A 22312-nucleotide genomic window follows, 5' to 3' on the forward strand; every position below is an offset into this window, starting at 1 on the left:
GCAATATTGCTCAGCACGTTGACTACCTTCGACAAACGCTCCGGCTCGTTCCCCTGCAAATCTTTTTGCGGCGCAAGGCGGATCCGCGCGCCGTTCGCCCCACCCCGTTTATCGGATTGCCGATAAGTTCGCGCACTATCCCATGCAGTCGTCACTTTCTCTGCCAGTGTCAGATCACTGTTGGCAATATCCGCTTTTACCGCCGCGACGTCATAGTCGGTGCGTCCTGCCGGTACAGGATCTTGCCAAATCAAGTCTTCACTTGGCACATCTGGGCCGATGTAGCGCGATTTAGGCCCCATGTCGCGGTGCGTAAGTTTGAACCAGGCTTTAGCAAAGGCATCCGCTAACTGCTCGGGATGTTGATAAAAACGCTCCGCAATGCTGCGATAGGTTGGATCCATCTTGAGTGCCATGTCGGCATCCGTCATGATGGGATTACGACGAATGGAAGGGTCTTCCACATCGACAGGTTTATCTTCTTCTTTGATGTCGATGGGCTCCCACTGCCACGCACCTGCTGGGCTTTTCTTCAATTCCCACTCGTAGTTAAACAACAGATAAAAGTAGCCGTTATCCCATTGTGTGGGATGGGTGGTCCACGCCCCTTCAATGCCACTGGTGACCGTATCGCGACCAATGCCACGCGCTTGATGGTTGTTCCACCCTAAGCCTTGCTCTTCAATCGCTGCACCTTCCGGCTCGGGGCCGAGCTGTTCCGCATCGCCATTGCCGTGACACTTACCGACTGTATGGCCACCTGCGGTGAGTGCGACCGTTTCTTCATCGTTCATCGCCATGCGCTCGAAGGTGACACGCATATCTTGCGCGGTTTTAAGCGGATCCGGATGGCCATCTACCCCTTCTGGGTTGACATAAATCAGCCCCATCATCACCGCTGCCAATGGGTTTTCCAGATCGCGTTCACCAGAGTAGCGGCTGTTTTCAGCATCACTTGGCGCCAGCCATTCTTTCTCTGCGCCCCAGTAGGTATCTTTCTCAGGGTGCCAAATATCCTCGCGGCCAAATGCAAATCCATAGGGTTTTAAGCCCATCGACTCATACGCCATCGTCCCCGCCAGCAAGATCAAATCTGCCCAGCTAATTTTGTTGCCATATTTTTTCTTAATCGGCCACAACAGGCGGCGGGCCTTATCGAGGTTGGCGTTATCCGGCCATGAGTTTAAAGGCGCAAAACGCTGATTACCGGTGGCACCGCCACCGCGACCGTCAGCAATGCGATAGCTCCCCGCGGAGTGCCATGCCATGCGGATCATCAAGCCGCCATAATGACCCCAATCGGCGGGCCACCAAGACTGACTCTCGGTCAGTAACGCTTTCACATCCTTTTTTAATGCATCGATATCGAGCGTTTTAAGCGCGGCGTGATAATCGAAGTTATCATCAAAGGGGGAGGTTTTACTGTCATGTTGATGAAGAATGTCGAGGTTTAGCGCGTTTGGCCACCAGGTTTTGTGTGCCATCGCTTCCGAGGTTTTGCTGCCGTGCATGACAGGGCACTGGCCACCTGACGTTGAGCGTTGTTGAGACATTGCTTTCTCCTTGCTCTTATTGTTCGACAAGCTTTCTTCACAGCGAATCAGCTTGCGCATTGCGTTAATAGGCAATCAGGCGAAGTGCATGATTGTCCCGACTAATACAACGTTAATAGGCATGAGACATCTGCGCTAATCTGTTTTGCCAATTACTGTGATTGCTGACACCACGGTTACCAGTCAGCATACGCTTAATGCCACACTGCTAATGCATTGATAAATAGACACGCCACTTCCTAACGCCTTGTGTTGTCATTAAAACACAACGGCAGCATGACTTCGTCAAATCAACGTCAAGAAAAAGGCATTATATTTCAGTCTATAACGATAGACTCCTATCCCCTATAGAAGATTATCTTCGTCACCTGATGGAAAATAAAACAAAGCAGACTAGCCTAATTTTGCAGGCAGGATTTTGTTGTTGCCCTAAGCGATTGAAGCTCATTCAATCACGATCCACATTGTCGCAATTAGGAACACAATTATGAACGCTTCAGATGCACAAAACCTGACATCCCAATTTGATACTTGGCTGAATAACCACCAACATTTGGTTTCTAACCAACAGCAACTGCAGCACAGCGCGCTCTTTGCGGTGCCACGCGATGGCGACAGCACAGTATCAGGTCAAAACACCATCGGTGCCGGTAAAAATGCGCAAACAGAATCGGCGCAAGGTAAGAAATTGGATGATGCTATTAGCGCTGGCAATCACAGTGAAATTGTTCGCTTGCTCACCGAGTCTACCGGTAACGCGGTGTCGAGCATTTTAGGCTTAGCTCAAAGCCGCACCGGCTGGAATCCGCTAGACCCAGATAATGACAAGAATGCCGAAGGGTTTCAGGAGTTTGTGAGCTCCATTCTTAAAGTGCCCTTTTTTAATGTCACCCAATCAGAGCGCACCACGGTGCATTACGAAGAAGAGAACTACAACTCTCTGATTGATAAAGTCGTTGGCCTCTATGATGGGATCACCGAGCAAGATGTTCCGCTGATTAAAAACAGTATTGTGAACCTTGCCAAGGCGTGTACTAGCCGAGTGAATACCCAAAACACCAAAACCTTGTTTGTCCAAAACACCATGAACGCGACTGGGACGGACATTGTCGTCGGTATTCAGCAAACCTTTATGATGATGGAGCGCAGTCACAGCTCAGGTAAAGGTGCGCCTAAAGATCAGTACAAAACTGAGATCACTGTGAATGTGATGGAACTGACCTTTAAAGGTGGACTGTGGAATGAAAGTGCCGCGGAGAAGCTCGCCGATAAATTTGTGAAAAGCTGGGATGACTGGCTGGATGGCACCACAACACCCGCTTCACCGAGCGCGGACCAAATTCAGTTCTGCTTTGGTCCGGCACATCGCGCACGTCAAAAACAAGAAGCGGACGCGATCAAGTAATCATCCTCTGCTCCCTTTATTCAACGATGGAGTATTGGTCCACTAACAAGCAGTGACGTAGCGGTACAATAAAAAAGCCGCTATGTTACTGTTCAAGCATGCCACGTCGAGCTAAACGTGTTAATCGCCTTTTGTGGAGGCGTTATCAAAGCTTCCTCGGTAGACGTTTGCACTGTATACGTACCACTTTTCTTCAATTTGATGGCAAATATACAAAGCGCGAAATTCTATATCTTGGCTTACCGTTCTAATACGCCAACCAATAGTGACAGCGACCTGATCAGTATCCAACGACTGCTGGTTTAGTATGTTGAATTTGGCTTCTAGGTATCCGAAGCTAGCCATATCTTCACAATTTTTTGTCAGTTTTTTAGTCAGTGAAAGATTGTCACAAAAAACATTTACCCCATCTGAATCTGATATTGCACAAGGAAGCCGATATAGATCGGCGATTGCACATGGATTGAGTGCATCCCATGCAGCATTATATTTTTTAAAAAGTTCTTCCATGTTTTTTACTCTGTCGCACAAAAAACGTCAATTAGATAGACACACGGCAAGGCTAAGTTATTTAATACGCCCACTCACGGTTTTGTAGTACCACACGATAACCGTCCAGATCTTCAAAGGTACGCCCGTCTTTATCCCAGTAGCTATTGTAACTCGGCACAGGTTTAAACCCAGCGGCTTCAATTTGTTGACACGCAGTCTGCCATGCAGCGTGATCTGGCAAGTAAAAGACCAACAGGTTTTCCTGTGACGGTGCTGGACCGACATGGGTGCCGCGATGATGGGTAAATTCAAGGTGATAGTTATGATGTGGGTGACCAATTATGGCGCCATCAAAATCATTATGGCCCGAAAACGTCGCCAATAGCTCAAACCCCAGCCCATCACAATACATATTAGTAATGTCGGCTAAATTGTCAGTGGGTCGTGCCACCCGCATCACGGTGTCTTTATCAATCATTGTGCTGGCTCCTCCGGCTCGCAATTCAATGTTTGCATCATGGTGATAGAGTCGGGGGTAAACCCCAGCGCATGGTAAAACGCCTGCGCATCCTGATTAAACGTCATCACTTCTAGTTTAATCACAGTGGCATGATTGTCTTTCGCCCATTGGGTACACGCAGCCATTAACGCTTTGCCCGCGCCGGTTCCACGCGCATCACGGTCAACCACAATGGTATTCACATGACACATGGGATCATCGACCAGATGAGGAATGTGTACAAACGATTCCAGCCTTGCCGACAAAAAGCCAATCACTTTGTTTTGATGCTCTGCCACCCAAAAGTACTTATCCTCTTCTTGCAGCGCTTGCTGCAAAAACGCCCGACCGCTTGGGCCAGGCGTTGCAAACAGATGCGGCGCATGTTGATGGTGCATGTCACCAATTTGTACATTCAGGGCGAAGATGGCATCCAAGTCCTCAACCGAGGCACGTCTCACTTGCATCCTTGTGTCCTTTAAATCCTTTTGTGTATTAGGCGATAAAAATCTGCCCTAATACATAACCGAGCGCACAAGCGCTCACCACGCCAATTAAGCCGACCGCCATAAATGAATGGTTGAAATACCATTTACCAATTTTGGTGGTGCCGGATGCATCGAAGTTCACTGTCGCAATATCAGAAGGATAGTTGGGAATAAAGAAGTACCCATACACGGCCGGCATAATACCGATAAGCAGCGCAGGATCGAGCCCTAACCCAAGACCCACCGGCAACATCATCCGTGCGGTCGCGGCTTGCGAGTTAACAACCACTGACACAATAAACAAGGCAAGTGCAAAAGACCACGGATATTGAGTGACCATCTCCACAATTCCCGACTTAAATTGCGGCATCGCGTATTGGAAGTAAGTGTCTGACATCCAAGCAATCCCGAAGATAGCAATGGCCGCCACCATCCCAGATTTAAACACCACGCCATTCGGCACATTACGCGGATCCGTTTTAGTCGCCAGTAATATGATCCCGCCAAAGCAGAGCATCATCATTTGAATAACCACCGACATGCTGATGGCTTTACTCGCCCCTGCTACTGTGCGAATTTCTGGCCACATCGCGATAATCACAATGGTAACGATGGCACTGATGAACAGTAACACCGCATTGCGCGCGGAACGGGGTAATACCTCATCTAACGAGGTCGCGGTGGTATTTTCGATACGCTCGCGCCATTCGGGGTCTTGTAAACGCGCTTGGTAATCCGGATCGTCATCCAGCTCTTTGCCGCGGCGCAAGCTATACAGAGACATCAGCAAGGTACCGAACAAGGTAGCGGGGACAGTTACCAACAGAATCGAGACTAACGTAATATCATGTTGAATATCGGCAAGCTGTGCAAGGTAATACACCACCGCAGCAGAAATCGGCGAGGCCGTAATCGCGATTTGAGAGGCAACCGACGCCGCCGCCATTGGGCGCTCCGGACGAATACCATTTTTCAGCGCGACATCACCGATAATCGGCATAATGGAATACACCGCGTGACCAGTACCAAGCATAAAGGTCATGGCATAGGTGACAAACGGTGCTATCAAGGTGACGCGTTTTGGATTTTTACGCAATAATCGCTCCGCCACTTGCAGCATATACTTAAGGCCGCCAGCCGCTTCCAAGATAGAGGCGCAGGTGACGACCGCAAGAATAATCAGCATCACGGTCACGGGCGGTGACGTTGGCGGCATCTGGAAGATAAACACTTCGATGACCAAGCCAATCCCTGAGACCACGCCCAGCCCAATGCCCCCGTATCGGGAGCCGATGTACAGCATTAGCAGTAAGAACAAGAACTCTAAATACAACATACCCTCACCTCTCTACCCGACTACGCAGGCTGTTTTTGTTATGCGTTTAGCCTAGAACTTGTGTCATGCCTGCCAAGTGGTGCCAATAGCCGTTGCAATCGTGGTTAAGCGGTTGYGGGTTATTGCCTGCTTGGTTAGCACGGAATTTGTCTACCCAGTACAAGGTGTCAAGCGACAGTGGACTTAACCGCACCACATCCACCAGCCCTTGCATTGACGGTAAATCGTTAATGAGATTTGTGCACTGCCCAGACTGGGTTTGAATGCCGTTCAGCACAAATACCGCTTGACCCTCTTGTGACTCGGTTAACCGTCCATTGGGGTAGTTGAGGCAGCACAGCTCGCAGTCATCTTTGGCACGGTTTTCTGAGCGCGCGGTAAAACAGCGTGCCGAATAAGCCAGTGGTAAGTAACCATAGCCAGTGACCTCCACCTCAAACTGATCGCGAATACCCAGTGCATCGCAGCCGTTCAACATATTCACCAACCAATCGCGCGAAAGCTCCACCGGCATCACCCAGCGTGTCATACCCAGGTCGACAAATTGCTTTAATGTTTGTGGGTTATAGCAGTTGATAGCGGCCCCCACCACAAAGGGCTGCCGACGCTCACTTAAAAACTGCACCGCACTCACGTCATTCGCTTCAATGCGAATATCATCATTATCACAGTAGCGTTTTAGCATGCTCAGCTCTGAGGGCGCTTCAATCAGCGCCATGGTCGAGAGCACCACTTGTTTACCAGACTCAGCCAGCTCACGCGCGAGCCCGATCCAGTCTTTGGTTTTCAGCTCTCGCCGCTTGGCACAGACGGTTTCACCGAGATAAATTACATCGGCTTGGCTGTCAGCCACTGCTTGATAAAAGGCTTCAACCTCAGCCTTAGGCCAGTAATACAGGATCGGCCCGAGAGAAAATTGCATCATAATTCCTTATTGCCACTTGCGATGGTAAGCACCCAAACTGGTTTGCACCCCTTCAGAAAGACTATCGAGCGAGTGCGCCCAATCCGGTGCAATATCAAACGCATCAGGGTTTGCGACACAGCGATCAATCGCTTGACGCCATACCCGTGCAACTTGCTCCACATACGCAGGGCTGCGCTGACGACCTTCGATTTTGACCGATTTGATCCCGGCGCGATAAAGCTCAGGCAGGACACTTAAAGTGTTCAAACTGGTGGGCTCTTCCAGTGCGTGATAGCGGTTGCCATCGACACAGAAACGACCTTTGCATAGGGTGGGATATCCCGCTTTTTCATCGGCTTGGTACCGATCAATCAAGACGCCGTTTAAGCGCGACTCCAACCCATGCTCAGTATCTTGCCAGCGCACGAATGCTGCCGGTGAGCAAGCGCCCACGGTATTGGGCGATTGGCCGGTAAGATAAGACGATAAATAACAGCGCCCTTCAGCCATAATGCACAGGCTGCCGAAGGCAAATACCTCTAAATCGACATCGGTATCGCGTGCCAGTTGTTTAACCTGATGAATAGACAGCACCCGCGGCAATACCACTCGCTTAACGCCATATTGCTGCTGATAGAAACGGATCGCCCCAGCGTTGGTGGCGGATGCTTGAACAGAAAGGTGTATATCCAAATCGGGATAGGTGTTGGCAGCATAGTCTAAACAGGCCATGTCAGCGAGGATCAGCGCATCTGCGCCATTTCCGGCGGCGCTATCAATCGCATATTGCCAACGGCGCCAACCATCAGGATGGGCAAAGGTATTAATGGCAACGTGCAAGTATTTGCCGTGGTCATGTACATACTGACTGGCACGCTGCAATTTGCTGTCGGTAAAGTTCAGCCCCGCAAAATGGCGCGCATTGGTATCGTCTTTTAAGCCGACATACACTGCATCGGCGCCATGTTCGATCGCTTTTTTAACCGCCGGAATATTGCCCGCCGGACAAAGGAGCTCCATAACATTGCATTCCATTTTATGATTGTCCAGCTAAGATAAGGGCGTTGCCAATGTGGGGGGTTGATGTGCATCAAGCTCACTTATCCATGATGATAAAAATCGCGATAAATGACGCTGTTGGCACAAAAACTCCTCTCATTTTTGACTCGGATCCAATGACGAGGCATTCAATCTCGCTACTCTAGTGGCAATCAACCATTGGCACCAAAGGAAAGCCAAATGCTCGTTAACCCAATCACCCAACAACCCCTTGCCCTGCCACTGCCTCAGCCCAACCTGATTACACCAGGGCTAAAAGCCATCACTCAGTTACCACATGGGCTGCAAGCTCAGATGCTGACCAAAGTCATGAATACCGCTTTTGCGGTGCCTCTGGCAGAGGACGAGTTCGACTTTCTTGCTGGCCGTACCATTCGCATTGGATTGCGCGATCTCAACGCGAATTGGTTCGTGTCGCTGAACGAAGACAACCAATTATTGGTCCGCTTGTCTGGGGAAGAAGACGCCAGTATCGAGGGAGATTGGTTAGCGTTTTTAAAAATGGCGACCCACTATTGCGATCCGGATACGCTGTTTTTCCAGCGCCAACTCAGTATCAGTGGTGATACCGAACTTGGGCTGCATGTGAAAAACCTGCTTGATAGCCTCGAAATCGACACCCTGCCCAAGCCGCTGGCACGCTCACTGACGTTAAGCCATCACTACCTCACTAAACTCGCGTTGTAGTGCACGAGCGGCTGGGGTTGCAGACGCCCAGTCGCCTATTATATGATTCTGTTTCCTTTCTTTAGCGGAGTCTGTGCCAATGAACAACTAACACTCATTACACCGTTTTTATATTCGGTATCTTGGGGTTAGTCGGTATTCATGGTCACTGGGCTTACGTTTTCTCTATTGCCAAACTGTCTCTACGCAGGTTTTCTGTGTAGCACATACCGCCGCCCCTTTGTGTTGCTTTACATAAAGGAGGCCTTATGCCTTACCTTATTACACATGATCTCAGCGTGACGCTGCCCGATGGGCGAGTATTGTTTGAACCTGTCTCTATCACCTTTGAGCACGGCCCCATTGGCCTTGTGGGAGATAATGGCACCGGAAAATCACTCCTCCTCGCGCTGTTGGCAGGTCATACGTTGCCATCCACGCAAGAAATTCATTATTCAGGCCATGTACAACGCGATGGCGATATTGCTTACCTATCACAGCATATTACCGCCCCAAAGACACAAACATTGGCTGAAGTACTTGGCATCAGCGAACAGCTTCATGCGTTGTCGGCCATTGAGGCTGGAAGCGTCGACCCAACACATTATGAGCAAGTAAATGATGACTGGGATATCGCCGAACGCTATCAGGCAACACTGACCCAGTTAGGTATTGATGCCGCTTTGTCAGCGCCTTTGCATGTGCTTAGCGGTGGCCAATTGACGCTGCTGAGTTTATATCGCGTTTTTCACTCTCAAGCGCATATCGTATTGCTCGATGAACCAAGTAATCATCTTGACCGAACCGCACGACATAAGCTCGTAAGCTGGATCGAAAACTATCCTGGCTTAGTGATCACGGTGAGTCACGACCAACAGTTACTTCGCCATATGCGAGCTATCTATGCATTAACACCACAAGGTATCGCAAAATACACGGGCAACTATGACGACTTCATTCGCACGCAACGGCAAGAACAGGAAGCACTCATCGCGAAACGAACGCACCTGAATAAACAGCACAAACAGGTATTACGTCAACAGCAGCAAAGCGCTGAAAAGGCACAGAAGCGCGAATCAAAAGGTAAACAATTACGTAAAAAATCCAGTCAGGCAAAGTCGATTCTGRATGGACAAAAAGAAAGTGCGCAAGACGCTAAGTCTCGAGCGAAAACACAATTTTCTCAGCAACTTAAGCGTTACCAAAAGCAACTCGACGCGTTGGATACGCAGCTTCCGGAAAACAACCCAACGCTGTATATGCATCACTCAGAGCCAATAAAACGGCGACGGCTTATAAAAGCCACTCAGTGTCAGTTGCCATTCGGATACACTGAACCGCTTGATTGGTCTGTCTACGCGGGGGAGCATTGGCTACTAACAGGGAGAAACGGTGCAGGAAAATCTACGTTACTGCGGACGTTAATGGGACATCACGCGCCTGTTAGCGGCTCAATTGACGTTGTCGGTGACTGTGTGTATCTAGATCAACACTTCTCACTACTGGATCCCAAACAAACACTGCTATCTTGTTTGCGCCATCATAGCGACTTGTCAGAGTCGGATGCTCGAACCTGCCTTGCTAGCTTAGGGTTACGTGGCGATCGCGTTTATCAAACGATTGATAGTTTAAGCGGTGGCGAGAAGATGAAAGTGGCGATGTTAGCGGTATCTCACCAACACGCCCAGCCACTGTTACTGTTGGATGAGCCGGACAATCACCTCGACATCTCAGCCAAACACGCACTGGTCGACGCGCTTAATCATTATCAAGGTGCCTATATATTGGTCAGCCATGACGATGCTTTTATTGATGCGCTGCATCTGACCCATCAATGGGAGCTTGAATATCATGCTGCCAGCAGCTTGCTAAGTGATCGATAAAGTGGCGTACGACAGGCTGTTGATAACTACGCGATAAATAGACCGCCCACAGTGCGCTGGGCGGTAAGCGATAATCGGTCAGCAAGGGTATCAATTCCTCTTGCTCCACATAGGGATTGGCTAAATCACATGGCACACGGACAATCCCTTTTCCCATTCGCGCCGCATTGACCAAGGTGCCTAAGTCGTTGGCGTGAATCGGCCCACTCACTCTTATCTCTTCTCGGCGACTGTCTTTAATAAACTGCCAATGATCACCGCTGACATGAATCAAGCACGGGTGATCAATGAGATCGCTCGGGTGATTAGGCTGGGACGCCTGGGCTATATATGCCGGTGACGCACACACGATAGAATCGATAGCCATGAGTTTGCGGGCAATTAAATGCTCATCCGGCTGAGGTGTAAAGCGCAATGCAATATCGACCCGCTCATCCACTAAGGGCGTAAATTGGTCGGAGGCAATCACTTCAATCACGACCTCTGGATGCGCATCGGTAAATTGCGTTACTGGCGCAACAAGGATCCCTTGCGCTAAGCCGATTGGCGCAGCAACTCGAATACGACCGCTTAAAGCGCCGTGTAATCGTCCAGTCGTCAACGTTAACGCCGCCGCTTCGTCCAAAATACGCTGGCAATGACCATAGGCTTGCTCACCGGCATACGTTAAGCTGACTTTACGCGTTGTTCGATGCAACAGACGCTGCGCAAGCCATTGCTCGACCTCTTGCACATGCCTTGAAACTTGCAAACGCGTTAGCCCAAGTTGTYCGGCCGCCCGCGTAAAGCTTTTGCAATTGGCCACTTCTACAAAACTACGTATTGCCGTAAGTCTATCCATATTGCCTCTTTAATTGATACAAACTGTATCTATTATGATTGTTTATCCAATAAATGAAAGCTAATAAGCTACATCCATCCAAGCAATCACAGCATGAGGAAGACAATATGAAAATCGCAATTATTGGTGCAACAGGTTGGATCGGTAGCCAAATCGTCGAAGAAGCGCGTCATCGTGGGCATGAGGTTATCGCTCTTGTCCGTCAGCCAGAAAAAGTGACCCGCAACGATGTCGAGGTGCGTCAATTCGACTTGCTGAATAACCATCACTCTGTACAACAGGCCGTTGCTGACGCTGATGCAGTCATTGCCGCCGTGGGCGGGCGCGCTGCAGGCAACCATGAGATGGTGGCAAACAGCGCTAAGCGCTTAATTGACGAGTTACCCGCGGCTAACGTCAAACGTTTACTCTGGGTCGGCGGTGCTGGCTCACTAGAAGTTGCGCCGGGAGTCGAGCTGGTCAGCCTGCCCGACTTCCCTGACGCTTATAAAGCAGAAGCGCTCGCTCAAGGCGACGCTTTGAAGGTATTCCGTGAACACGCCCATACCCTAGATTGGACGTTCGTCAGCCCTGCCGCAGAGATTTTCCCGGGCGACAAAATAGGCCGCTATCGCGTTGGCGCGGATACCTTGCTTACCGATGACCATGGTGACAGCAAAATCAGCGTTGCTGACTATGCTATCGCGATGATCGACGAACTGGAAAGTGGCGCCCACCGTCGCCAACGTATCGGTGTGGCTTACTAATCCAAGCTCATTGCCCAGCGTGCTCACCCGCCAACCAAGGTTGCGTGAGTGAGACCGTCTGGGCATCAAAATCAATACAGGCTTGGGCCCCCAAAGGTATGGTTAACATCGGATGCGTATGGCAACTGTCAAAACCATCAACCACAGCGAGCGGCTGGCCATCGAGTATTTCTTCAAGAACGTTATAGGTTGAACGTCCCGTTCCTTTGTCATCAAACAGCTCGTGTTTACCAAGTAACACCGCACCTACCGTATCAAACACCCCAGCCAGTTTTAGGTGTGCGAGTGAGCGCTCAACCGTGGCAATATCCAACAAAGAGTCTTCAATCAGCAGAATATCGCCTGTTTCAATCGCTGGCATATAAGGCGTTCCCCAGATCCCATTCAGCGTATTGAGGTTGCCACCGATAATGCGCCCATTTACCTGACCTTTACCCATAAATTGCCATGCATTCTCATAGGTCGGTTTTGCCTCTGTCTGTTCGCCCCAATCAATCATGACATCCGTCCATTGGGCAGGCATCTTATAGGTCATCGGCAGCGTTACATTCTCAGTTGTTACGGCTCGAAACGCATCAAAGGTTTCATCAACCAGTGGCGGAAACTCCCCTAAAGACGCCACTAAGGCTGGCCCATAAAACGTGATTAATCCCGTTTTGGCATAGATACCGAGCAGTAAAGCAGTGAGGTCCGAATAACCCACGATAATCTTAGGATCATCAGCCAAAGCGGCATAATCGATATAGGGAAGTAAAGCATTGCTGTTCATTCCACCAATCGTCGACATGATGCAGCGCACATTCGGATCACGGATGAGTTGGTTGAGCTCTTCCGCACGCGCCTTGATCGAGCCTGAGCGATAGTGATCCGATTGTCCGGTCAATACCCCCGCCTTCAGATCAAAGCCTTGTGCTTTGACATAGTCCATCGCGCGTTCAAATCGTTGGGGCGCAAATACGGTGGCTGGTGATGATGGCGAGAAAAAGCCAATTGTCTCGCCTTTTTTAAGAGGTGGTGGCAATAACATCTTGTCTTCCTTGATTTTTAATCTCCCTAGCATTAAATCATCAGGACGAGACAGTCACAATACTCGCCGATTAATCGCGGTGAGGCGTACTGATAGTCTGACAAATGTGTTCGGCAATTGGCATGGCTGAAGTCGCGGCTGGCGATGGGGCGTTACACACATGGAGACTGCGTGCAGATCGAACGAAGAGGAAATCGCCCACCAGCTCACCGCTATTCAACACCGCTTGGGCACGAATACCGGCTGGATAAGGGTGTAAATCATCCAATTGAATTGACGGGCAATACTTACGAACCTGCTTGAGGTATCCCGGTTTATAATGCGCATTCCACCATTCTTTTATACCGGTGCGCAGATTCGCTGCAGTGACTCGCCAAAATCCGCGAAAACGCAGCATATCAAGCGTATCACGCCAACTAAAATTGTATGTGGCATACCCCTCGCGTTTCCAGCCCTGAACAGCATTTGGGCCTACCGTCAAACCACCATCAACCATCCGTGTGACATGGACGCCCAAGAAAGGCAAATCTGGGTCCGGCACTGGATAGATCAAATGCGACACTAACTCCCGATGCTTTTTCGCTAGCTGATAGTATTCGCCACGATAGGGGATGATTTGAAACGATGTCGCTAACCCTTGCAGCTTCGCCATGCGATCTGCCATCAAACCGGCACAAACAACTAAAAATTCGGCGTGATAACGGTGCGACTCTCCCTGCGATTGGGTATCAATCAGCACACCGTCGTGGTCTTCGTGTAGCTTCGTCACTTGAGTATTTAGCACAAGATGCCCACCAGCTGCGACAAAGCGTCCGGCCATTTTTTCTGTGACTTGCGCGTAATCCACAACACTGGTCGCTTTGACATAAATCGCGCCCAAACCACGCACATTCGGTTCAGCACTGGCGAGTTGTTGGGCATCCCAACACTCGCACTCGATCTCATTGAGCAAACAACGTTGATACAAATCATGCATCCGCGCCAGTTCTGTCTCTGTGGTCGCGACGATTAACTTGCCACACTGCTTATAAGGAATACCCTCTTGCTCACAAAAAGCTTTGGTCGCGGCAGCGCCACGCTTACAAAAATCCGCCTTCAAACTACCGGGCGGATAATACACGCCAGCATGGATTACGCCGCTGTTATGGCCCGTTTGATGTTGGGCCAAAGCAGGTTCCTTTTCTATCAATAAGGTGCGTTTGTTTGGATATCGCTGTTGCAACTGCCAAGCGGTGGCCACGCCGACGATACCGCCCCCAACGACCACAAAATCGTACGCCATTAGCTACTCCTTTCGTCACCCGTTAATCGGTCACGTCCAGAAAATAATACTGGCTAACGTCGCAAATAAAACCAAAAGATTCAAAAAGATGATGAGCGGCATGGTTGCTTTGATGGGTTTGTAGCAATAAGCAAGCGGCTTGGCGGGCACGAGCCTCCTTGAGAGCGTGCGAGATTAATGCCCGCGCGATACCTTGTCGCCGTGAATCCGGCTGCACGTACAAATCGTTAATAATTAAGCCACGGCGCGCCCTCGCCAATGAATACAAAGGCGTTAGGTGGACAAATCCCACCATGGAGGATTGGTAAGAAGCGGTCAATATACAAGTATCTTGCTCGCGCAACCGTTGCTCAGTAAACGCCCTTGTTTGGCTGAGCGGCGGACGAATCGCAAGCCAGCGCTGGTATTGGTCAAATAACACGGTGAGGGCATCTAGATCATTTAACTCCGCTTTCGCTATATGCAACATTCTTTCTCTACCGCAGCGCTATGGTTACTTTTCAGTGTAAGCGCCATCACGACGTTCTGCTGCCAACACCTCAACAGACGAGCATAAAGAACAAAATATATCTCTTCACACTACGTTGAAATCGTTCACAGTACCTAGGTTGATATGAAAGCCAATCAAAAAAGTTATAGTGCATAAGGTGACATAAATAAGGCGGCTAAACGCCGCCTCAGTATCTATCGACCCCTGCACGGATATAGGATCGTTTGGGTAGGTCCGTATTACGTCATGTTCCGATTACGCCATTGAGCGGGTGCGATACCACTTTACTGTAACAGGCGCGAGCTCTTTTAACGCGTTACGCACCATGACAAATGGCACTTTGATGAAGTAGAACGACATCAACACCATCATCATAGGATCTGCATAAACCGCATAATCCGACCAAGGTGAATGCGCCACTAACCAAGCACCTAGAAAGCCCAAGGTGACCGCCAGACTTAATAAGGTGTCCATTTGCCACTGGCGCGATTCCGCCTCCACCAACTGGCTTTGCCCTGCTTGGTTTTTACGCGCAATCATCCACCATCCGTAACCGCAACCCACCACGTTGATAATACCAAATAGCACTGCCAATGACGGGTTAACCGCACGTCCGCCTTCGACCAAGGAGGAGACCGCTTCATACAGAGAATAACTCACCAACAACATAATCACAGCGCCTTTAATGGCGACAACAAGCGGAGTAAGCAGCGCACGTGTGATCGGCCGTGCGTAGCGCGAGTGGATATACCATGACGCTCCCAGTGACAACAAAGTTAACACTAGACTAATCAACGAGTAGATACCGTCGAACATAATCACTAAAGAGCCAGCAATCCATCCAACGGCAAGGCCGGCGATGGCAAACCCCAATGCGAGAAGGGCCGAAAACACTAATACTGACTTTTCATTGATCACGTTTTGAGGAGACATAAAACACCAAAAGTAGAAAACACGCACATATTCTTGGTGCTACTGCGCCGCTTTACAAACACGAACTTGCTGACATTTTCATCACTCTGTTAGACTTCAAATAAAAACAATATAATTTCAATTGCTTACAAGAAAAAATGACTGTCAATATTTCTGACAGTGAGTGTTCTAAACAAATTTTAGTTATGAGATAGCGCTAAATCGCATTTTGCTTGTATATAACTTTTACGCATACTAAATCTTAATTTAGATTCTTTATGGACTAAGAAGATGAGAAAAGGCGTGTTACTCGCGGCAATTAGCTTGCAGCTTTTCCTCGCGATAACCAGCACAGGATGGTGGCAGTTTGGTGCGGCACTCAGTGCGTTTCTGTTGGTCGCGATATTACGTTTACCTCAGGACACGCCGCATGAGTGAACCTGAGGCAACGATGGAGGCTAGGCAGCGAGCAGCAGCCAAGCAAGCGATGTACAGGAGATAATCACCCACAGCGCAACACCAAACAGTAAAGGCTTAGGGCCTGCCGTGCGTAGCTGGGTGACAGAAATACTGCAGCCGATTAAGAATAAACACACCACTAATACTTGCTTTGAAATGGCGAAAATCACTTCATAGATAGGTTGCGCTTGGACAAAGGCATCACTGATACCAATCGCCAGACAATAGAAAACGATAAAGTACGGAATCGTGATTTTTTTAGCGTGACTGCGAAACATGAGTGCACTGACAAACGCCACAGGCACAATCCATAATGCGCGCGCAAGTTTGAGGGTGGTCGCGGTCGTTAGTGCTTGCTCACCATAAGCGGACGCCGCGCCCACCACCGATGACGTATCATGAATCGCGATCGCCGCCCAGGTTCCAAACGTGTGCTGATCTAGCCCCAGCGCATGTCCTACCATAGGAAACACAAACAGCGCCAATGAATTCAACACAAACACCGTGCCTAACGCGAGACCAATTTGTTTATCATCCGCGTTGATAGCGGGCGAGACAGCTGCGATTGCACTGCCGCCACAAATCGCAGTGCCTGAGGCAATCAGGTGACCGGTCTTTTTATCCAGTCCCATAAGTTTGGCCAGTAATGTGCCAAAAACCAGCGTGCCTGCAATGGTGGCAATAATCAGCCCTATCCCATCGCCTGTTACAGCGAGCGCCTCTTGCAGTGGGATACCAAACCCTAGACCCACAATCGAATAAGCCAGCAATTTTTTGGTGATTTTGGTGAGGGGGATTGCACTTGGTACCCAGCCCAAGGAGGTTAACAAAAAGCCCAGCACCAGAGCGATCGGCGAGCTTACCCAAGGGGTTAAACAGGCTAACACAGCCAATGAAAAAGGAAGATAACGCGTGTATGCGGTCATAATGATGCTCAGTAAAAATCAGTGACGGCATTGTAGCGCTCGGTAGGTGTTCAGAAAATCTTAAACTTTTTAACCTAGGTTAAGTTTTTCTTAACCTATATGGCAACCTATTGAAAAACCACTTATCGAGCCGTGTATTTAGAAATCAAACAAGTAGTTGGTAATGCTATCACTCAGCCATTGGATTCCCGGATGCTCGGCCATCCCTGAGGCGGTGAATAGACAATAGTCTTCTTGGGTCAAACCATAGGTATGTTTGATCACTGCTAAGCGCTGTTCTCGTAAGTATTGCCGGATCAGCGGCTCAGGCAACACGCCCCACGCTTCTTCTTGTAAGATGGTATTGAGCATATATTCAAAGCTCGAAAAGCCAATGTAGCGGCGTGAGAAAGGTTGAAGCTCGGGATTGTCTTTTTCATTTAGATAGACCATGACCGCTTGCATGGCATTACGCAATTGATCATCACTGACTCGACGCAATCGACTCAACGGATGCTCACTGTTGCACACCGACATCATGCGAATTTTACCCAGCGGTTGATAGTTGATGCGCGGATCGTCAATCCGCTCGTAGTCTACTCCAAACGCAAAATCGACTTGTTGTGTTTCAACCAAATTGGCCAGATCACCGCTCGAGGCTAACACGAGGTTGAAGGACGTCGCGGTAAAGCGCTTGTTTAGCTGGTGCGCCCAGTCCTGCCAAAGTTGATCGGGGATCGCATCATCACGCGCAATCCACACTTCAGCATTAAAGCCCGCGTTCGCTTGCTCGCACGTACGACGAATACGTGCCGCCGTGACCGATATGCTCTCGAAATCTTTGTACACAGCTTTGCCGATTTCCGACAGGGTTAGACGGTTACCGGTGCGATAGAACAATTCGGCGTTAAGTGATTGTTCTAGCGCTTTAATCGCCATACTCAATCGTGAACGATTCACATCCAGCTGACGTGCAGCTTCAGACACTGAGCCGGTCTCTGCGACTGCACAAAACGCATCAATTTGGGTTAGATTCATGCCGCCCTCCTCACGCTATCCTACCGGAGCGCGGCAAAGACACAAAGCGCTATTACCGCTTGTCAGCGCTCTTGGTCGCGCGACGATTACGCATTCAACCCTTTAAACGCGCTGACTTTTTTAGTGAGTTCTTTCATGCGTAAATCAAACCCACTCACCGCCTGTTCACTTTGCTCAAACACCTCTTGAGTGCGGGTGCCCTGCTGAGCAAGCTCTTCAATACTCTGATTGATTTTATTCACCGCGCCGCTTTGCGTGTTGGCCCCCTCGGCAATCCGCCCATTATGCTCAAACAATTGCTGCAAATGACTATCCAATGTGCGCATATTTTCTACCGCTTGTTGGTGAGTTTCGAGGCTATGCTGGCTATCCTGACTGACTTGGTTGATTTGCCCAGTCACATTATCCGATGCCGAGCGCAGCTGATTGATAATTTCTTGGATCTCACTGGTCGACTCACCGGTGCGCTGCGACAACGAGCGCACTTCATCAGCAACTACCGCAAAGCCACGACCATGTTCGCCCGCTCGCGCAGCCTCAATCGCCGCGTTTAGTGCGAGTAAATTGGTTTGTTCCGAGATGGTGCTGATCACCTCAAGCACGCGAAGAATATTCTCGATATGGTGATTCAACTCATCCAAACTGCTCTGACTCGAGGCCATGTTTTCACCCAGTTGCTCAATATGCCGCAGGCTGGTATTCATGCCATTTAAAGCCTCTTTAAGCGCCGCATTCCCAGCCTGAGACAGCTCGCCGGCGTAATTGGCCGAATCCGTCACCTCGGTGGTGATTTCGGTGATGTCTTGACTCGCGGCAGAGATCGTTTGTAGCGACTGCTGCTGCACCATACCGGCTTGATTCACCTCATAAGCTTGCTGCTTGAGGACACCAAATGCAGACTGTGACTCGTCCACCGTCTGGTTTACCGCTTGCAATGCATCTCGAATACGCGCTAGCAAGCCATTGATTTTGTTTGCCAATCGACCGACTTCCGCTTGATCGTTCACTGCTATCTGATGGCTCAAGTCGAGTCGACTAGCAATTTCATCGACCTCGGCGGAAAGCTTTTTTATCGGCTGCGTCAAACTACTGATTACCCAATGGGTAACAAGGAGTGCAATAGCGATAAACACCAAGGTCACTAATAAAGACTGAATGAATTGATTCAGGATAGGCCCTGTGATTTGTGCTTTAGGGATTTCAACCACCACGAAACGGTCCAAGTCTGCGAGCCAATAAGACCCCAGCAGAAACGCTTCATCACCGATGGTCACTTCGCTGATCACTGGCTTATCCGCCCCCTTGGTTACCGCTTGGCGAAATGCGCTCGCATTGTCCGCATTCAGTGCCGAATCTGTCGGTGCGACCTGCACACTGCCATCGCGCGCGGCAAGCATGGCTCTTCCCTGCTCACCAATGCGAAACCCCTGTACCAGATTCACTAAGCTACTGACATTAAACCCTACCCCCGCTACAACGTACGGCTGACCCGTCGCAGGGTTTTCTGGCACGCTGCGATAGTTAATAAAAATCACATACTGATTGCCATTGGGATCTTTGTTCATGTTCAGCTCATAGGGCTGATTCTTACTCAGAAAATTCGGGTAAAAATCTTTAAACGGATAGGTGGTCATTGATGCGCTGCGATGCTCGCCGTCATAAGTAAAAATATACTTCCCTTGGCTACTATCGAGCGTTGCAAATGCATTGTCTGCCCCTAAGCGCGTCTTGGCATTCGAAAGCGCTTGATGAATCGGCGCGAGATTGGTCAGATCGCCGCCTTTATCCACCCAATCAATCAATCCAGAGTGATGGGCAAGAAAGTTAGAACCGGTGATCGCAGGTTGTAGCTCATTACTAATTTCAAACGCCAGCCCCCTCAGCTGGCTGGGTAAAATAATATTCTTGAGATCATCGAGTTGCTTGTTTGCTGACAACATCGCTTGTTGCACCATCGCAATCAAAGTGCTGAGCACTAAGATGGTCGAAAGAACAATATAAATTCGCTTTCTGATTGAAAGAGTTTGCCAACGCATACGCCGTCCTTTTTATTATCATTACTAACCAACATATCAATATTAGTCAGCAAACTAGACAAGGATGACGGGTTAATGACAAACGACATAATATTTGGTGCTTTGGTGAGATCACTGAGTAAAAGGAAGGATGGCGTCTAGAAGATCAGTACATTTACCCTACATTTCTAAACAAATGCGCCATTATTCAACCCTGTTTATAACAAGGGAATTGGATTGAAAGGTTTCAAAATATTAAAACAGGCACTGAATAAGCGCGAATAAACAAAGGAAGTAAAAAATAGATAGGATAATGATAGTGCTATGGTGCCCCGGGCCGGACTTGAACCGGCACAGCGCGAACGCCGAGGGATTTTAAATCCCTTGTGTCTACCAATTCCACCACCAGGGCAACGCAGTTATGCGWGGTAGCACCATAGTCCGCAGACTGCGCTGCGAACGAGACTGTACTTTAATGAAATTTAACCCGAGGTCAATAGCCCTTTTATTCTTTTTGATTCAGGTGGTTGAAAAGCAGACAGACTTAATAGCCTAACATAGCGTATGACACCTTATGCCGGTTTATGGGCAAATTGATGTTTCGCTACTTTTTTAAGAAATCCTAATTCCACCATGGTCGACATGTAGCTATGTGGCTTGCGCGTGACTTGATCTTGGATAAGCTCAATCATTCCTGCCTGACAGCCTTGATCGTGATAAGTATCAAGTACTTCGTGCAGCGTCTTTTTATGAATATCTTCAATCCAAAGCCCAGCCACATCGGCCCCCGCACCGAAATGCAGTAATGCGATTTCTGGATCGCATTGATGAGCTACACCCACGGAGTTATGCAATACCACCATTTCATGAATAAGATCGGCCTGCTCCGCCGACAACCCCTGCTCGATTGCAAACGAGTGTGCAGCAATGGCGCCTTCGACTTCGAAGGTGTCTTGTTGAGCGACATAATCGGTTAAGCCAATGTCATGTAAGATTGCACCAACAAAGAAGACTTCTTTATCAATGCTTTGCTTTACTTTGTGGCTCATCGCCAAACCAAACGCGTAGCTACGTAAGGAGTGATTGACTAAAAATTCGGGGCTAAATTGTTTAACAAGCGCTAATGCCTGCTGACAGGCTTGGCTATTGGGGACAGTATAATGTGCCGGTGAAACATAAGGTATAGCGGTGCGTGTAATGCTCCGCTTCACTCTATGCACTGCGCGGCTAATATCACTTTTGACAAATTGGCACACCATACAAGGCTTGGATGGTCTTGGTTTAGCCTTTGTTAGCTCTCGCGACATGGTACTTCCTGTGGTCATTGGCTGACACTCAGCCAACAGCCATGGCGTGAGCATACTATGTTGATGATTGTCGGACACTTTTGATTGCCGCAATCACGGTAGTATCTAAACTATCACCATAGGTATGTTTTTTGTAGCCAACCGATACTGGAATGCTGGCTTCATTCAATTCATGCGAAATACGTTCAACCATTACCGCAATTTGATCTTCGGTTTTATTAGCACAAAGCATGGTGTAAATATCTTCGCCTAAGCGCGCAATATATCCCTCATCATGCAGTATTCCGTTGAGCGTAGACACAAACAGAGCGGTGAGTGCGGCATCCTTTGAGTGAGTCACTTTTCGGCTTTGAGATAAATCGATGGCCACCACATGAACAGGCGTCCCTACGGAGCGAATATTGCTTTCCTCTTTTTCTAAATACAGCGACCAGCCCAGACGATTAAGAAAACCGGTTTCGTTATCTTTCAGCTGTGAGGGTAAGAAACTAATCTGCTTGCGTGATAGGGCAATATTTTGCAGCTCAAGCTGTAACAGGGTTGAGAGTAATTTGGAGACGAGTTCGATCGTTTCTAGACCGTCAGGCGGAATGCGATCAACCGGCTCTTTATCAATAGCACATAAAGTGCCAAACAAATTACCGTCAGCAAAACAAACAGGAATACCTATGTACGATTTAATCGTTTCTGCGTGATAGATAGGTGCATTGATATAGGCAGGCACCATATCAACGTCCGGTGCCCATCTCGGCCCCTCACCACGCACCATACGACTACACATGGAATCGCTCCAAACTAACGTTGTCAGTTCTTCAATTCCATATTTTTCCCCTTCCACTTGCAAAATCACCCACTCATTCTCATGTTTACGAGTCATCATCCAAGTGCCATAGCCAAACTTCTTATTTAAGTATTTGAGCGTGTCACGACTTGCTTTTTCAAAATGCTCAAACGGAATTTGATCTTGTGTGCTGATATGTATCACATCATGCCTCTCGATGA

21 protein-coding genes, 1 tRNA gene and 1 pseudogene are annotated in these 22312 nt (G+C 49.0%); 5 read left to right on the plus strand and 18 right to left on the minus strand.

Features of this window, described 5'->3' with window-relative positions; translation table 11 throughout:
• Nucleotides 1-1553, minus strand: a 1553-nt coding sequence (gene katG, locus BZJ17_RS08075; RefSeq protein ID WP_241836781.1) for a catalase/peroxidase HPI, incomplete at its 3' end; no start/stop codon positions are given.
• Between the two features lie 487 nt (nt 1554-2040).
• On the opposite strand from katG, the gene BZJ17_RS08080 reads away from it, so the two are divergent.
• A complete protein-coding gene (locus BZJ17_RS08080) occupies nt 2041-2958 on the plus strand; it encodes a hypothetical protein (RefSeq protein ID WP_077457506.1) in 918 nt (305 codons plus the stop codon).
• 120 nt (nt 2959-3078) lie between these two features.
• On the opposite strand, the gene BZJ17_RS08085 is transcribed toward BZJ17_RS08080, so the two are convergent.
• From BZJ17_RS08085 to BZJ17_RS08110, 6 genes are all read right to left on the minus strand, one after another.
• Entirely contained in the window at nt 3079-3468 is a 390-nt protein-coding gene (locus BZJ17_RS08085; protein ID WP_077640385.1) for a hypothetical protein, read from the minus strand.
• 61 nt (nt 3469-3529) lie between these two features.
• The gene (locus tag BZJ17_RS08090; protein WP_077638971.1) at nt 3530-3928 is read right to left on the minus strand and encodes a VOC family protein; all 399 of its coding nucleotides are present in this window, start codon (nt 3926-3928) and stop codon (nt 3530-3532) included.
• The gene (locus tag BZJ17_RS08095) at nt 3925-4416 is read right to left on the minus strand and encodes a GNAT family N-acetyltransferase (RefSeq protein ID WP_069362578.1); all 492 of its coding nucleotides are present in this window, start codon (nt 4414-4416) and stop codon (nt 3925-3927) included. Before BZJ17_RS08095 ends, BZJ17_RS08090 begins: the two co-directional genes overlap by 4 nt.
• A gap of 28 nt (nt 4417-4444) precedes the next feature.
• On the minus strand, nt 4445-5773 hold the full coding sequence (locus BZJ17_RS08100) for an anaerobic C4-dicarboxylate transporter (RefSeq protein ID WP_069362579.1): 1329 nt from the start codon (nt 5771-5773) through the stop codon (nt 4445-4447).
• A gap of 46 nt (nt 5774-5819) precedes the next feature.
• The gene (locus tag BZJ17_RS08105; RefSeq protein WP_077640386.1) at nt 5820-6695 is read right to left on the minus strand and encodes a U32 family peptidase; all 876 of its coding nucleotides are present in this window, start codon (nt 6693-6695) and stop codon (nt 5820-5822) included.
• Between the two features lie 9 nt (nt 6696-6704).
• Nucleotides 6705-7700, minus strand: a complete 996-nt coding sequence (locus tag BZJ17_RS08110; protein WP_077640387.1) for a peptidase U32 family protein — start codon at nt 7698-7700, stop codon at nt 6705-6707.
• Between the two features lie 219 nt (nt 7701-7919).
• Between BZJ17_RS08110 and BZJ17_RS08115 the strand changes: the two genes are divergently transcribed.
• Together BZJ17_RS08115 and BZJ17_RS08120 are read left to right on the plus strand one after the other, a co-directional pair.
• On the plus strand, nt 7920-8426 hold the full coding sequence (locus tag BZJ17_RS08115; protein WP_069590181.1) for an SCP2 sterol-binding domain-containing protein: 507 nt from the start codon (nt 7920-7922) through the stop codon (nt 8424-8426).
• Between the two features lie 248 nt (nt 8427-8674).
• A complete protein-coding gene (locus BZJ17_RS08120; protein WP_077640388.1) occupies nt 8675-10288 on the plus strand; it encodes an ATP-binding cassette domain-containing protein in 1614 nt (537 codons plus the stop codon).
• On the opposite strand, the gene BZJ17_RS08125 is transcribed toward BZJ17_RS08120, so the two are convergent.
• Nucleotides 10212-11129, minus strand: coding sequence for a LysR family transcriptional regulator (locus BZJ17_RS08125; RefSeq protein ID WP_077640389.1), 918 nt, complete (start codon nt 11127-11129; stop codon nt 10212-10214). The genes BZJ17_RS08120 and BZJ17_RS08125 overlap by 77 nt on opposite strands.
• Before the next feature lie 107 nt (nt 11130-11236).
• On the opposite strand from BZJ17_RS08125, the gene BZJ17_RS08130 reads away from it, so the two are divergent.
• Nucleotides 11237-11875 carry an NAD(P)-dependent oxidoreductase gene (locus tag BZJ17_RS08130; RefSeq protein WP_077640390.1) on the plus strand — a complete coding sequence of 213 codons (639 nt, stop codon included), beginning with the start codon at nt 11237-11239 and terminating at the stop codon, nt 11873-11875.
• Nucleotides 11876-11882: 7 nt separating this feature from the next.
• On the opposite strand, the gene BZJ17_RS08135 is transcribed toward BZJ17_RS08130, so the two are convergent.
• The 4 genes and pseudogenes from BZJ17_RS08135 to BZJ17_RS08150 form a co-directional block, all read right to left on the minus strand.
• Nucleotides 11883-12902 (minus strand): S66 peptidase family protein, encoded by a 1020-nt coding sequence (locus BZJ17_RS08135; RefSeq protein ID WP_077640391.1) that lies wholly within the window; start codon nt 12900-12902, stop codon nt 11883-11885.
• A gap of 70 nt (nt 12903-12972) precedes the next feature.
• A complete protein-coding gene (gene lhgO / locus BZJ17_RS08140; RefSeq protein WP_077640392.1) occupies nt 12973-14184 on the minus strand; it encodes an L-2-hydroxyglutarate oxidase in 1212 nt (403 codons plus the stop codon).
• A 22-nt stretch (nt 14185-14206) separates the two neighbouring features.
• Nucleotides 14207-14653: a GNAT family N-acetyltransferase gene (locus tag BZJ17_RS08145; protein WP_077640393.1), complete on the minus strand. Its 447-nt coding sequence runs from the start codon at nt 14651-14653 to the stop codon at nt 14207-14209.
• 321 nt (nt 14654-14974) lie between these two features.
• Nucleotides 14975-15607: pseudogene (locus BZJ17_RS08150) on the minus strand (cation transporter); the annotation flags it as partial.
• A gap of 270 nt (nt 15608-15877) precedes the next feature.
• On the opposite strand from BZJ17_RS08150, the gene BZJ17_RS17200 reads away from it, so the two are divergent.
• Nucleotides 15878-16024, plus strand: a complete 147-nt coding sequence (locus tag BZJ17_RS17200; protein ID WP_157893175.1) for a hypothetical protein — start codon at nt 15878-15880, stop codon at nt 16022-16024.
• 20 nt (nt 16025-16044) lie between these two features.
• Here the strand turns inward: BZJ17_RS17200 and BZJ17_RS08155 are convergent, their stop codons facing one another.
• The 6 genes from BZJ17_RS08155 to BZJ17_RS08180 form a co-directional block, all read right to left on the minus strand.
• Nucleotides 16045-16971 (minus strand): putative sulfate exporter family transporter, encoded by a 927-nt coding sequence (locus tag BZJ17_RS08155; RefSeq protein ID WP_077640395.1) that lies wholly within the window; start codon nt 16969-16971, stop codon nt 16045-16047.
• A 138-nt stretch (nt 16972-17109) separates the two neighbouring features.
• A complete protein-coding gene (locus BZJ17_RS08160) occupies nt 17110-17988 on the minus strand; it encodes a LysR family transcriptional regulator (protein ID WP_069590163.1) in 879 nt (292 codons plus the stop codon).
• Nucleotides 17989-18074: 86 nt separating this feature from the next.
• On the minus strand, nt 18075-20024 hold the full coding sequence (locus BZJ17_RS08165) for a methyl-accepting chemotaxis protein (protein ID WP_077640396.1): 1950 nt from the start codon (nt 20022-20024) through the stop codon (nt 18075-18077).
• Nucleotides 20025-20328: 304 nt separating this feature from the next.
• A tRNA-Leu gene (locus BZJ17_RS08170) sits at nt 20329-20415 on the minus strand.
• Between the two features lie 160 nt (nt 20416-20575).
• Nucleotides 20576-21364 carry an HD domain-containing protein gene (locus tag BZJ17_RS08175; RefSeq protein ID WP_206744521.1) on the minus strand — a complete coding sequence of 263 codons (789 nt, stop codon included), beginning with the start codon at nt 21362-21364 and terminating at the stop codon, nt 20576-20578.
• Nucleotide 21365: 1 nt separating this feature from the next.
• Nucleotides 21366-22295: a diguanylate cyclase gene (locus BZJ17_RS08180; RefSeq protein WP_077640397.1), complete on the minus strand. Its 930-nt coding sequence runs from the start codon at nt 22293-22295 to the stop codon at nt 21366-21368.
• Nucleotides 22296-22312 lie beyond the last annotated feature (17 nt).

Origin of the sequence: Salinivibrio sp. IB574, assembly GCF_001996205.1 — a bacterium.
In the GTDB taxonomy this organism is placed as follows: Bacteria; Pseudomonadota; Gammaproteobacteria; order Enterobacterales; family Vibrionaceae; genus Salinivibrio; species Salinivibrio proteolyticus.

What these genes read in the sequence shown, in the direction of transcription:
- BZJ17_RS08155 (WP_077640395.1), bottom strand. Translation starts at nt 16,971, where the DNA reads ATGACCGCATACACGCGTTATCTTCCTTTTTCATTGGCTGTGTTAGCC.
- BZJ17_RS08165 (WP_077640396.1), bottom strand. Translation starts at nt 20,024, where the DNA reads ATGCGTTGGCAAACTCTTTCAATCAGAAAGCGAATTTATATTGTTCTT.
- BZJ17_RS08085 (WP_077640385.1), bottom strand. Translation starts at nt 3,468, where the DNA reads ATGGAAGAACTTTTTAAAAAATATAATGCTGCATGGGATGCACTCAAT.
- BZJ17_RS08135 (WP_077640391.1), bottom strand. Translation starts at nt 12,902, where the DNA reads ATGTTATTGCCACCACCTCTTAAAAAAGGCGAGACAATTGGCTTTTTC.
- BZJ17_RS08175 (WP_206744521.1), bottom strand. Translation starts at nt 21,364, where the DNA reads ATGCTCACGCCATGGCTGTTGGCTGAGTGTCAGCCAATGACCACAGGA.
- BZJ17_RS08160 (WP_069590163.1), bottom strand. Translation starts at nt 17,988, where the DNA reads ATGAATCTAACCCAAATTGATGCGTTTTGTGCAGTCGCAGAGACCGGC.
- BZJ17_RS08095 (WP_069362578.1), bottom strand. Translation starts at nt 4,416, where the DNA reads ATGCAAGTGAGACGTGCCTCGGTTGAGGACTTGGATGCCATCTTCGCC.
- BZJ17_RS08110 (WP_077640387.1), bottom strand. Translation starts at nt 7,700, where the DNA reads ATGGAGCTCCTTTGTCCGGCGGGCAATATTCCGGCGGTTAAAAAAGCG.
- BZJ17_RS08080 (WP_077457506.1), top strand. Translation starts at nt 2,041, where the DNA reads ATGAACGCTTCAGATGCACAAAACCTGACATCCCAATTTGATACTTGG.
- BZJ17_RS08115 (WP_069590181.1), top strand. Translation starts at nt 7,920, where the DNA reads ATGCTCGTTAACCCAATCACCCAACAACCCCTTGCCCTGCCACTGCCT.
- BZJ17_RS08130 (WP_077640390.1), top strand. Translation starts at nt 11,237, where the DNA reads ATGAAAATCGCAATTATTGGTGCAACAGGTTGGATCGGTAGCCAAATC.
- BZJ17_RS08145 (WP_077640393.1), bottom strand. Translation starts at nt 14,653, where the DNA reads ATGTTGCATATAGCGAAAGCGGAGTTAAATGATCTAGATGCCCTCACC.
- lhgO (WP_077640392.1), bottom strand. Translation starts at nt 14,184, where the DNA reads ATGGCGTACGATTTTGTGGTCGTTGGGGGCGGTATCGTCGGCGTGGCC.
- BZJ17_RS08090 (WP_077638971.1), bottom strand. Translation starts at nt 3,928, where the DNA reads ATGATTGATAAAGACACCGTGATGCGGGTGGCACGACCCACTGACAAT.
- BZJ17_RS17200 (WP_157893175.1), top strand. Translation starts at nt 15,878, where the DNA reads ATGAGAAAAGGCGTGTTACTCGCGGCAATTAGCTTGCAGCTTTTCCTC.
- BZJ17_RS08100 (WP_069362579.1), bottom strand. Translation starts at nt 5,773, where the DNA reads ATGTTGTATTTAGAGTTCTTGTTCTTACTGCTAATGCTGTACATCGGC.